Genomic DNA, 12,014 nt, shown 5'->3' with positions numbered 1-12,014 from the left:
CGGGATTGCCCCGGTCCTTTTTTATTGGCGGGAGTTGCGATAGACCAGCGGGGTCATATTGGCATTGGCCTTGAAGAAACGATTGAAGGCACTCTGGGAGGAGAAACCCACCAGATCGCTGATATTTTGCAGCGTCTGCTCCCCTTGCTCCAATAATCTGCAGGCCTCCGTCATTCTGACCTGTTTTAAAATGGTGGAGAAACTGCCCCCCTCCCCCTGTAATTTCCGGTTCAGAGTCCAGCGGCTGATATTCATGGTCGAGCAAACATCCTCGAGCACATTCTCATCGCACTCCATCCCTCCCTCGCAAATTTTGTGACGGATCCGCTCCCCCACCTGATGGGTAAAGGGCACCCGCTCGGCTATCTCGGCACAAATGTGCTCAAGCTGGCCGATTTGCAAGCGGCCAAGGGGCTCGTTGTAGCAATCACTGCGCCTATCCAGCAGGGTGTTGGCGAGGGTCAGGGTATTCGCCTCCTGCTCCCAGCGGCAGCGGCTGCCGAAGAAGTGATCCAGCTGACCGTGGTGTGCAGGTGGCTTGCCGATAAAGCCCAGCGACACCGCAATAGCGGGTTCATAGGCCCGCAGGATCCGGTAGAGGATGACAAAGTTGGGGATGGCCTGGCTCGCCCCCAAGATGGCAGGTCCTTGATTGATGTACTCATATTGGGTATGCAGCGCCCCCAACCTCACCTGGTAATCGTCGCAGTTACCGATGACGGTGCGATAGGCCAGCAGGGCCTCGATGGCCGCCCGAGGAGATGGCCGGTTCAGGCAGAGACTGATGAGCGGCGGGTACTGTGCATAGAGCCGGTCTATGTCATAGGAGAGGATCTCCTGATGAAATCCGCTCAAATAACCCTGCATCAGACTCAGTGCGCGGTAATGGCTCTGGGCCAGGATCCGGCCCTGCGTCCGGTTGATATCGAATGCGGTCAGGCCGGCCGCCATCAATATGGCCTCCGAGTCTCCCCCTTGCTGTTGGCAGGCCGCCAACATTCTTCTGATCACCTGATTTGATACGCTCTGTGACATCCGCCTACCCTGGCAATATTGATGTTGTACATTGATGGCTAGCCCCAAAGAGGCGCTATTTCGCATAGGGGAATATATCCGACCCCATCCGATGACGGGCTCATTATGAAGCGCCGGGAAGACGCGCCGATGTAACGGAGTGTAAAAGCACGCGCTGACACGCTTATTTTGAACGAGCAGCACAGAGGCATCGGACACAATAGATGACACACCTGCTGTCAGATATAAAAACGGCGCCCTGTTGGCGCCGTTTTTATTATCGTCCGCGACTGTCTTGTCGGATCAGTTGGCCTGGTGTTGCTCGGCCAGATAGAGCCAGGTATCGACCACGGTATCCGGGTTGAGGGACACGGAATCTATACCCTGCTCGACCAGCCAGGCGGCGAAGTCCGGGTGATCGGACGGGCCCTGACCGCAGATCCCCACATACTTGCCCGCCTTGCGCGCGGCCTGGATGGCCATGGACAACAGCGCCTTGACCGCCTCGTTGCGCTCATCGAACAGGTGGGCGATGAGGCCCGAATCCCGATCCAGACCCAGGGTCAACTGGGTCATGTCGTTGGAGCCGATGGAGAAGCCATCGAAGTGTTGCAGGAACTGATCCGCCAGCAGGGCGTTGGAGGGCAGTTCGCACATCATGATGACCTTCAGGCCCCGCTCGCCGCGGCGCAGGCCGTTCTCGGCCAGGATCTCCACCACCTGCTCCGCCTCGCCCACGGTGCGCACGAAGGGGATCATCACCTCGACGTTGGTCAGACCCATGACGTCGCGCACCCGCTTCATCGCCTCGCACTCCAGCGCGAAGCAGGGACGGAAGCTGTCGGCGATGTAGCGGGAGGCGCCGCGGAAGCCGATCATGGGGTTCTCTTCGTGGGGCTCGTAGCCACGACCGCCCACCAGGTTGGCGTATTCGTTGGACTTGAAGTCCGACATCCGCACTATCACCCGCTCCGGCCAGAAGGCTGCAGCCAGGGTGGCGATGCCTTCGGTCAGCTTGGCGACGTAGTATTCACGGGGGCTGTCGTAACCGGCGATCATCTTGGTGATGGTGGCCTGCAGCTCGGGGCTCTGCTGATCGAACTCCAGCAGGGCCTTGGGATGCACGCCTATCATGCGGTTGATGATGAACTCCAGGCGCGCCAGGCCCACGCCGGCGTTTGGCAGCTGGGCGAAGTCGAAGGCCCGATCCGGGTTGCCGACGTTCATCATGATCTTGATGGGCAGGCGCGGCATGTTGCCCACCTCGGTCACCGCCACCTCGAAGTCGAGTTCGCCGTCGTAGATGAAGCCGGTGTCCCCTTCCGCGCAGGAGACGGTGATGAGCTGACCCGCCTCGATGCGAGCGGTGGCGTCGCCACAACCCACCACGGCCGGGATGCCGAGCTCACGGGCTATGATGGCGGCGTGGCAGGTGCGGCCGCCGCGGTTGGTGACGATGGCCGAGGCCCGCTTCATGATGGGCTCCCAATCCGGATCCGTCATGTCGGTAACCAGCACGTCGCCGGGCTGTACCTCGTCCATCTGGCTGATGGAGGAGATGACCCGCGCCGGGCCAGAGCCAATCTTGTGGCCGATGGCACGCCCCTCGATCAGCACCTTGCCGCCGGACTGCTTGAGCGCGAAGCGCTCCAGGGTGTTTGCCTCCTGACGGCTGCGCACCGTCTCGGGACGGGCCTGGACTATGTAGAGCTGGCCGTCCTGACCATCCTTGGCCCACTCGATGTCCATCGGGCGGCCGTAATGTTGTTCGATGATGAGCGCCTGTTTCGCCAGCGCCATCACCTCGTCGTCGCTGATGCAGAAGCGGTTGCGCTCGGCATCCTGGGTGTCGACGATCTTCACCTGACGACCGTGACCGGCGTCCTCGGAGTAGGTCATCTTGATGAGCTTGGAGCCCAGCGTCTTGCGCACCACGGCGGGGCGGCCGGCCTTGAGGGTTGGCTTGTGCACATAGAACTCGTCCGGGTTGACGGCCCCCTGCACCACCATCTCGCCGAGGCCCTGGCTACCAGTGATGAAGACCACGTCGTTGAAGCCGGATTCGGTATCCAGGGTGAACATGACGCCGGAGGAGGCCAAGTCCGAGCGCACCATGCGCTGCACCCCGGCCGAGAGCGCCACGCCCTTGTGGTCATAGCCCTGATGCACCCGGTAGGAGATGGCGCGATCGTTGAACAGCGAGGCAAACACATGCTTGATGGCGGTCATGACGGAGTCGATGCCGCGCACGTTGAGGAAGGTCTCCTGCTGACCGGCGAAGGAGGCATCCGGCATGTCCTCGGCGGTGGCGGAGGAGCGCACCGCGAAGGACGCTTCGAGCCCGGCGCTCAGCTTGTCATAGGCCGCACGCACGGCCTGCTCCAGCGCGGGCTGGAACGGCGCGTCCACCACCCAGTCACGGATCTGCTGACCGGCCCGGTTGAGGGCGGCGATGTCGTCCACGTCCAAGCTGTCGAGCAGGTCGTGGATCTTGCCGTTGAGACCGCTTAACTCCAGAAACTCGTTAAACGCAAAGGCAGTGGTCGCAAACCCGCCAGGGACGGATACACCGGCACCGGAGAGGTTGCTGATCATCTCGCCAAGGGATGCATTCTTGCCGCCGACTCGTTCTACATCCTGCATTCCGAGCTGTTCGTACCAGAGTACGTACTGTTGCATTTGCATGTCTCCAGATTGGTGGGCCAGGGTGCCTACGCACCTGCTGTGCCAAATTATGTGTTTTTGTTGGTGTGCTGTTGCCAACGACCATGAAAACGTTTTCTACTTATTGTCAAAAAAATCCCCGTGCAAGATTTGGGGATGGTCGTCTGACACAGACATTCTACAATGCCGATACAAAAAGGTAACGACTCAGGTTTGCAAGCGAGTTCACAACTTGGAAACAGCAGACCGGTTGACAAAAGTGATATGGTTTCGAGAGATACTTCCTGCTCGCAACCCCGCCAGCCCGCATCACAGGAGCGCATCGTGCACACCGTATTCTATGTATCCGATGGCACTGCCATCACCGCCGAGGTGTTCGGCCATGCCGTGTTGAGCCAGTTCCCGCTGGTGTTCGAACAAGTCACCATTCCCTTCGTGGAAACCCTGGAGAAGGCGCGTCAGGTACGGGCCAGGATCGATGAACAGTTTCGCCAGACCGGGATCCGCCCCATCCTGTTTCACACCATAGTCGACGCCCTGGTGCGGGAAGAGGTGCTCAAGGCCCAGGCCAGCAGCCACGACTTTCTCAACACCTTCGTGAGCCCGCTGGAGCAGGAGCTCGGGATCAAGGCCGAGCCCAGGCTGCATCGCACCCACGGCATGGAGAACCGCAAGCTGTATGACGATCGCATCGAGGCAGTCAACTTCGCGCTCACCAACGACGACGGCATCACCACCAGAGAGTACGACGAGGCGGACATCATCCTGATCGGCGTCTCCCGCTGCGGCAAGACGCCGACCAGCCTCTATCTGGCGCTGCAGTTTGGCATCCGCGCCGCCAACTACCCCTTCATCGAGCAGGACATGGGCACGCTCGAGCTGCCAACGCCCCTCAAGGCCAATCGCCACAAGCTGTTCGGCCTCACCATAGCGCCCCAGCGGCTGCACGAGATCCGCAACCAGCGCCGCGCCAACAGTCGCTACTCCTCGCTGGTGCAGTGCGAGCAGGAGCTGGCAAGCGTGGAGCGGCTGTTTCGCCAGGAGGCGATCCGCTTCCTCGATACCAGCTCTCATTCGGTGGAGGAGATCAGCGCAAAAATTCTGGAGGCTACCGGGCTGCGTCGCCAGCTCTGCTGATAGAGCGAGCAGACGCGGCGGCCCTATCGAGGAATAGGCCGCTGGCAAGCTGGCAATACGGATGAGGGGCAGTAAAAACGGAGCCAACAGTGAACCTGTGGCTCCGTTTCATATCAGGAGTGGGGAGGCATGGGCGGGTTGTTGAGCTCTCTGTTGTTCATCAGCATGGCATGAAAGTTCAGCAGGCCATGGCGTCTTCGTATCCGCTCGCTCAACCAGCAGGCGGGCAGCAAGCCCACCCCGGCGGCCACCGCCAGCACCATGGTGACATGCGCCACCAGATAGTCGCCTCCCTGCCATCCCCAGACCAGCCCGCAGGCCGCCGCCATGGTCAACAACATGGGGGAGAGCCAGAGCGCCAGCCAGAGGGCGGCGGTCAGCAGGGCACCCACAATACGCTCGATCATATGAGTCCTTATTGGAGAAATAGCCATAAACCCACAACCAAATCGCAGAGTCAATAACCACAAAACCAATCGAACACAAAACCAGCAATCGCTTCACAACCCCCTTCCCAGATCATGAAAAACCTGATTAGAGCCGAAAAAACCACCCGAACATGAGGAAATCAGGTGCATTGGCGGTCGATTATCACTATTCTGCTCGGGTTGGTAGCTGCCACAAAAAACAACAAGTGGCACACCGTAACGAAATTAATACGGATTTCGTCACGTTTTCAGCACGGAGTGCCGACCGGCTCACAGGATGTGGGGCGGCAGACGAGACGACAGACGAGTGACTTCAGCGACGTAAGGAAGGAAGAATGGATCTTCAACAAAACGGCGAAGAGTTGAAACGCGGCCTGAAAAACCGCCATATCCAGCTCATCGCATTGGGCGGTGCCATAGGTACCGGCCTGTTTCTCGGCATTGCCCAGACCATCAAGATGGCGGGCCCCTCGGTGCTGCTCGGCTATGCCATCGGCGGCTTCATCGCCTTCCTCATCATGCGCCAGCTCGGCGAGATGGTGGTGGAAGAGCCGGTCGCCGGCTCCTTCAGCCACTTCGCCTACAAGTACTGGGGTGACTTCGCCGGCTTCGCCTCCGGCTGGAACTACTGGGTGCTCTACGTGCTGGTCAGCATGGCCGAACTCACCGCGGTTGGCATCTATGTCCAGTACTGGTGGCCCGAGATCCCGACCTGGATGTCGGCCGCCTTCTTCTTCGTGCTGATCAACGCCATCAACCTCTCCAACGTCAAGGCGTTTGGCGAGATGGAGTTCTGGTTCGCCATCATCAAGGTGGTGGCCATCGTTGGCATGATTGGCTTTGGCGGCTATCTGCTGTTCTCCGGCGGCGCCGGTCCGGAAGCCAGCGTGACCAACCTGTGGGCTCAGGGCGGCTTCTTCCCCAACGGCATCAGCGGACTGGTGATGGCGATGGCGGTGATCATGTTCTCCTTCGGCGGGCTGGAGCTGGTCGGTATCACGGCGGCAGAAGCCGATGATCCCGAGAAGAGCATTCCCAAGGCCACCAACCAGGTGATCTACCGCATCCTGATCTTCTATATCGGCGCCCTGGCCGTGCTGATGTCCCTCTACCCCTGGGTCAAGGTCGTCGAAGGCGGCAGCCCGTTCGTGATGATCTTCCACGCGCTGGACAGCAACCTGGTGGCCACGGTGCTCAACATAGTGGTGCTGACCGCCGCGCTCTCCGTCTACAACAGCTGTGTCTACTGCAACAGCCGTATGCTGTTTGGCCTGGCCAAGCAGGGTAACGGCCCGCGCAGCCTGCTCAAGACCAACAAGAGCGGCGTGCCACTGGTCGCCCTCTCGGTGTCTGCCGCCGCGACCCTGCTGTGCGTGCTGATCAACTACCTGATGCCGGGCAAGGCCTTTGGTCTGCTGATGGCGCTGGTGGTCTCCGCCCTGGTCATCAACTGGGCCATGATCAGCCTCGCCCACCTCAAGTTCCGCAAGGCCAAGCAGACCGAAGGGGTAGAGCCCAAGTTCAAGGCATTCTGGTACCCGTTCGGCAATTATCTCTGCCTGGCCTTCATGGCCGCCATCCTGGTCATCATGTACCTGACCCCGGGCATGGAGATCTCGGTGATGCTGATCCCGGTCTGGCTGGTGGTGCTGGCCATCGGCTATCAGTTCAAACTGAAGCGTCGTAGCCCTGTCGCGACCAACCTCGGCTAAGCCTCCCCGCTCTTGTTACACAAATGCCGGTCAATGACCGGCATTTTTCATCTAGAAATACCGTTGATTCAGACGGTTATGCTCATCGTTTGCATCCCCTCCCCCCGCTCGACTATGGTGCCAACCCCATAGCATCCATTAGCGGTACTGTCTGCGCCACCAGGCGAGACAAGCCAGCCCCAGCAGCATCAGCGGGGAGCTGGCGCCCGCACCGAAGCCCTCGTCACTGCTCTTGATCACAGGCACACTCGCGCCATCATCGCTGCTCTGGACGGGCTCGGGCTCGGCCTGGGCAGGTGCCGGACCGGTTCTGGCGACAGTGATGGTGGTTTGAGCGGCACTGACCGCGGTGGCGTTGCCAGCGCGCAGGCCCAGGAGCAGCGTCTTGTTTCCACTGAAGTCCAGATTTTTGCTGGTGAGCCGCAAGGTCTTCACCCAGCCGCCATCGGCCGTGACCTCATAGTCGGGGTTGTTCGGATCGAATGTCAGGGTCTGGGTGACATCATCGAAGTAGTGATCGCCGGCCCTGGCGGTGACGCCCTGGGTATAGAGCTCCACCGCGACGGGTTGCGCATACTGGCCGGCCCCTTTCACCGTGACGCTCAGCGTGAGGAAGGGCACCTCCCGAGAGAGGGTGCTGCCACTCACCTGCAGGCTGGCAACACGGCTGCCATTGGCCGGCGCCCTCATCACCGCCGCCCCCGATGCCTTGAATGCGGAGCGGCTGCGGTTGATGCCGTTATAGGTCCAGTCCTCCATGGTCGAATCGGCCCTGTCGTAGAAGCGTTGCAAGAACAGTTTCTCATCCAGGTACTGAGTGCTGCCAAACAGGTTGGCGTTCGGGACTTGGGGACTGGTACACATCAAACGCCCCGACCAGGCGCCGTCAGACTGACAGAGGGCATTTTCCGCTTTGTTGTACAGGTCGACGCCACCGAAGAAGTGAAGGAACTCGTGTGCCAGGCTGCCGGGGGCATAGTAGCTGCCGGTGGTGGCCACATTGTTGAGCTTCACCTCCGCATCCATCTGGCCTCTCGCCAGCCCGATGGCATAGCCGTGGAGGAAGCCATCGTGCAGCGTGACCCAGAAATCCGCACCAGAGCTGTGCCCCGCAAGCCGGATCAGCTCGGCATCTTCGGGGGAGATGCAGGCGGTGTCGTACCCGGGCTCACTGGGCGCAACCTTGTCCTTGGCCGCAATTTGCCCATCCTGGTACAGCACCATTGCGGTATGCGCCAAGCCATCCAGGCACTCAGCATCGGCAGTTTTGTCGCTGAGCACGAGGATCTGGCGCAGGTTGAAGTGGATATCCTCCGGCTTGCCATTCTTGGTGATCCCCGTGTATTTCGACAGATAAAACTCGTCCACCTTGCCGAGGTTGGCGCGCAAGCCGGCAAACAACGCCTCGCGGCCCTGGCGGTCGGCCATGGCCTGCGGCACCATGAAGTTCACATCTATGGTGGTGGTTGCCATCGCGGCGCCGGTGGCGAGCATCAGGCTCAGAGCAATCAGGTTTCCTTTCATATGCTGCATCCATGTCTCTTATCACGGCCTGACAATCAAGACCCTCAGTCACATCCAGCCAGGCCGCTCAGTGGCTCAGGATGGACCGCCTCCCCGCACTCACGCACTCACGGCAGGGATGGTGTCGCACCTTCCTCTAGGCATTGGCGCGCCAACAGGGCAGCCCCCACAATGCCGGCATTGCCGTCCAGCGCCGCCAGGGCGAAGTGGGTCTTGCCCCTGAGATAGGGGTAAAGCTTCTCATCTGTCTGCCGTTGCAACTCATCCCAGAACAGTGCCTGGGAGTTCATCACCCCGCCCCCCATGACGATGATGTCCGGGTTGAGGGTATGAATGATGTTGGCAACGCCGGTGCTCAGGTTGGCGACGAAACGGGCTCTTGGCTCGGCCTGGGTCAGCAGCGCGGCCGCATCCGCCAATCCCCACGCCATCGCCTGTTGTCCCAGTGCCGTGCCGCTGGTCAGGCTCTCCAGCGCGCCCCGGTTCAGGCCGCCCCCATGGGGGCCCTCTTCGGAGATGATCATGTTGGCAATCTCGCCGGCACAGTTGTGCGCCCCACTGATCAGCTGCTGCTTGTAGATGAAACCACCGCCGACACCGGTACTCACCGTGATGTAGAAGACGCTGGTATGGCCTCTGCCCGCCCCGAGCAGGGCTTCCCCCAATGCGGCGCCATTGGCGTCGTTCTCCAACCGCACCGGCAGGCCGAGCTCGGCCTCCAGCATCGCCCGAAGCGGGACCGCATCCCAGTCCGGCAAGGTGGGCTGCGCATGGATCACCCCATTGACCGCATCCAGCGGCCCCGGGGCTATGACCCCTATTCCGGCGACCCGATACGCCTGTGTCAGGTGCCGGCAGGCGCGCTGCATGTCCGCCACTATGCTCCTGTAACCACGGGCACTGTCGGTCAGCATCTTGAGCTGCTCCAGGATGACGCCCTCCCCCGTGATGGCGGCTACTCGCAGCTGAGTTCCCCCCAGATCGATGCCAATGAAAATGTCTGATCCCTGCATCTTTGATCCTCTCGACAGTCAAACGAGAAAGAGGAGGCAGTCATCTGCCTCCTCCGTTTATGCACTCTGGCAATTCACCCTGTTATTCCGGTTTGGCGAGGAAGCTGTGGAAGCGCCCCATCCAGTACGGCAAGGTGTAGGTGGTCGAGCCTTCGAACGTGGTCGGGCTGCCATAAGCCGGGTTCGGCTTGGTGCCTGTATAGACGCAGGCCGTGCTGGCATCGTTATCGAAGCAAGCGGTGTTCTTATCGAGCCACTGATGATACTGAAGCGGCTTGAAGCCCAGGTTGAAGGTACTGTTGTTGAACTTGGTGAGCATGCGCTCATCCAGCGGCAGGGTGGTGTGTGACCCCTCGGCCAGCACCTGATCACGCATGGTCCGGCTATCGACGATGGCGGAATCATTGGTCCGGATGATGGGGTAACGATCCTCACGGGTCGCGGCTTCCGAACCGATACCGGCTTTCCACACGTCGGGACGGGCGAAGTCATAGGCACCCCATCTTCTGGTGTCGATCGGGTGACGGTGCAGTTGCCAGGCGGCCGTCTTCTTCAGGTTGTTACCCGAGGCGTTGGTCAACTCGGTCTGCGGTTGGCCCAGCTGGCGGACGTAATCGAAGAAGGGGTTCTCCTGGTAGCCCATGGAGCGATACCACTCGTCATAGGCCTCCACGTATTGCTGATGCAGCTCGGTACCCTGTTGCTCCGTGGTGAACAGGATGTACCAGGCCAGCGCCGCCATCTCCTCATCGGAGGTGTTGACCACCTCACGCACCCACTCTTCAACCTGCACCGGATCGTTCGGATCTTCGATGCCATCACCACACATGCCACCACCGTCGTTGCCGCTGGCAAAGGTGCCTATGGAGGGGGAGTTCTTGGTGTTGTCGCCGGTCTCTACGACAGGGGTCGAATCCAGACAGCCGATGATGGAGGTGTCGGCACCATACTGGGCACCCGCGAAGGCAGCCCAACGGCTCCAGTACTCCTTGGCCAGGGTGGCGTAGTCATAGCCCTGTTTGCTGGCGAGCGCCTGATATTCGGACTCGTAACGCTGCTCACCGGTGACGTAGGCGGCCACCTTCATGCCGGCAACCAGCACCACGGAGTTCAGGGCCGCATCTTCCCATGCGTAATCGTTGTTGAAGTAATCACGGGATGTCTTGCCCCACTTGGTCGGCTGGCCACTGGCATCAACAAAGTTGTACTCGTTGGCGATCAGTTGGTCGGCCCACTTCTGCATGGTGGTGCGGATCAGGTCTTTGGTGGCCTTCTCTTCCGGATTGCTCTCGTCGAGGATGTCGTAGGCAATGCGGTAGATGAAGAAGTGGCCGATAGACTCGTCGTTACTGGTGTCCGCCTTGTAGAGCACCTGCTCCTCGGTAAAGATGTTGCCCAGATCGTCTTCCATGGCATTCGCGCAATCGCTCTGTGCGGCGAAGGCACCGGTACACTGCAGCACATCCGGGATCGGCAGCTCGGCATTGATCTCGAGACCGGCCATCTTCTCGCCAACGGGATTGCAGTCCTTGTTACCGCCCAAATCTCTTGGCACGCCATCGCAGTAGACAAACTTGGCAATTTTCTTGCCGGTCAGATCCCCCTTGGTGCCGAGCTCACCCGCACGCGCCACTGTGTGTCCGCCCGGGAAATAGTTGTTGGCACCGCCTTGCACGTAGCCCTCGGTGAAGCCGTTGGTATCGGCGCCCTGGAAGGCATAGGTGCGGGCGAAGAAGCCTTCGATGGTGCGGGTCTTGGTGTCATAGTCGGCATTGGTATCGTTCAGTGCACCGATGGCATAGGGATCGTCGACAAACTGGGTGTCGTCGATCGGTTTCATGTTATAGACCAGACCCACCTTGCCGCCGTTGCCTGTCGGCCCGGTCGGCTTGTTGTTGATGGCGTATTCGCCATCCTTGCGCAACACCAGAGTCTGCAACTTGTAGTCGCCACCGTCCGCCCCCACGATAGGACGAACCTTGGTCTTCACCTCGCCCTTGCGACCCGAGATGTTGCTCAGCAGCAGATCGAATTTGAGTGCACGCAGCGCTGTCTTGCGGGCGGCTTCGATCTCTTCCTGGTCAGCCCCTTCCCGCTTGAGGGTGGCATAACGCATCAGCTCGCCACCACCGTACATGGAGGTCCAGAGGCCATCGTTGTCGGTGATCTCCGGGTGCCAGGTACCGGTGCTGCCATCGGCACGATAGCTGGCATCGGACACAGAGCCGCGGCGATCGACCACGCGCTGGGTCACGTCACTCATCAGGCTTGCCTTGGCATCCGGGTTCATACGCACCATGGCGATATGGCTCAGGGCACCGCTGGCGGAGGTAATCCAGATCCCCTTGTTGCCGTCAGACATGATCTGGGTGGGCACCTGCGGCACATAGTTCACCGGGGCATTGACTTCCACCTCACCGGTCATGGCAATGTTCGCTTCGATGGGCAGATAGCGGTTGCCCATGAAGTACATCATGCGGTCACGGTTGGTGGCGGTTCTGTCTTCCCGCACGATATAGACG

The 12,014-nt window shown here is 60.4% G+C and carries 8 protein-coding genes; 2 read left to right on the top strand and 6 right to left on the bottom strand.

What is annotated here, in order from left to right:
• Nucleotides 1-21 precede the first annotated feature (21 nt).
• The gene (locus tag LG30_RS0111770) at nucleotides 22-999 is read right to left on the bottom strand and encodes a helix-turn-helix transcriptional regulator (RefSeq protein ID WP_033130902.1); all 978 of its coding nucleotides are present in this window, start codon (nucleotides 997-999) and stop codon (nucleotides 22-24) included.
• Nucleotides 1,000-1,317: 318 nt separating this feature from the next.
• Nucleotides 1,318-3,693: a phosphoenolpyruvate synthase gene (gene ppsA / locus LG30_RS0111765; protein ID WP_033130901.1), complete on the bottom strand. Its 2,376-nt coding sequence runs from the start codon at nucleotides 3,691-3,693 to the stop codon at nucleotides 1,318-1,320.
• A gap of 309 nt (nucleotides 3,694-4,002) precedes the next feature.
• Here ppsA and ppsR point away from each other — a divergent pair, with 309 nt between their 5' ends.
• On the top strand, nucleotides 4,003-4,815 hold the full coding sequence (gene ppsR / locus LG30_RS0111760) for a posphoenolpyruvate synthetase regulatory kinase/phosphorylase PpsR (RefSeq protein ID WP_033130900.1): 813 nt from the start codon (nucleotides 4,003-4,005) through the stop codon (nucleotides 4,813-4,815).
• 113 nt (nucleotides 4,816-4,928) lie between these two features.
• Here the strand turns inward: ppsR and LG30_RS0111755 are convergent, their stop codons facing one another.
• Nucleotides 4,929-5,222: a hypothetical protein gene (locus LG30_RS0111755; RefSeq protein ID WP_238566427.1), complete on the bottom strand. Its 294-nt coding sequence runs from the start codon at nucleotides 5,220-5,222 to the stop codon at nucleotides 4,929-4,931.
• Nucleotides 5,223-5,578: 356 nt separating this feature from the next.
• Between LG30_RS0111755 and LG30_RS0111750 the strand changes: the two genes are divergently transcribed.
• Nucleotides 5,579-6,955: an amino acid permease gene (locus tag LG30_RS0111750; RefSeq protein ID WP_033130899.1), complete on the top strand. Its 1,377-nt coding sequence runs from the start codon at nucleotides 5,579-5,581 to the stop codon at nucleotides 6,953-6,955.
• 138 nt (nucleotides 6,956-7,093) lie between these two features.
• On the opposite strand, the gene LG30_RS0111745 is transcribed toward LG30_RS0111750, so the two are convergent.
• The 3 genes from LG30_RS0111745 to LG30_RS22395 form a co-directional block, all read right to left on the bottom strand.
• Complete coding sequence (locus LG30_RS0111745) at nucleotides 7,094-8,479, bottom strand: SVAGG family GlyGly-CTERM protein (protein WP_033130898.1); 1,386 nt, start codon at nucleotides 8,477-8,479, stop codon at nucleotides 7,094-7,096.
• Between the two features lie 107 nt (nucleotides 8,480-8,586).
• Entirely contained in the window at nucleotides 8,587-9,492 is a 906-nt protein-coding gene (locus tag LG30_RS0111740) for an ROK family protein (RefSeq protein WP_052101002.1), read from the bottom strand.
• A gap of 82 nt (nucleotides 9,493-9,574) precedes the next feature.
• On the bottom strand, nucleotides 9,575-12,014 hold a 2,440-nt coding region (locus LG30_RS22395; protein ID WP_033130897.1), incomplete at its 5' end, for a hypothetical protein.

The sequence above is a fragment of the Aeromonas aquatica genome, assembly GCF_000764655.1.
Classification (GTDB): Bacteria; Pseudomonadota; Gammaproteobacteria; order Enterobacterales; family Aeromonadaceae; genus Aeromonas; species Aeromonas aquatica.
This window is presented reverse-complemented; position numbering and strand designations above follow the sequence as displayed.

Coding starts and splice junctions, on each gene's coding strand:
- LG30_RS0111740 (WP_052101002.1), bottom strand. CDS start 9,492: ATGCAGGGATCAGACATTTTCATTGGCATCGATCTGGGGGGAACTCAG.
- LG30_RS0111755 (WP_238566427.1), bottom strand. CDS start 5,222: ATGATCGAGCGTATTGTGGGTGCCCTGCTGACCGCCGCCCTCTGGCTG.
- LG30_RS0111770 (WP_033130902.1), bottom strand. CDS start 999: ATGTTGGCGGCCTGCCAACAGCAAGGGGGAGACTCGGAGGCCATATTG.
- LG30_RS0111745 (WP_033130898.1), bottom strand. CDS start 8,479: ATGAAAGGAAACCTGATTGCTCTGAGCCTGATGCTCGCCACCGGCGCC.
- ppsA (WP_033130901.1), bottom strand. CDS start 3,693: ATGCAACAGTACGTACTCTGGTACGAACAGCTCGGAATGCAGGATGTA.
- LG30_RS0111750 (WP_033130899.1), top strand. CDS start 5,579: ATGGATCTTCAACAAAACGGCGAAGAGTTGAAACGCGGCCTGAAAAAC.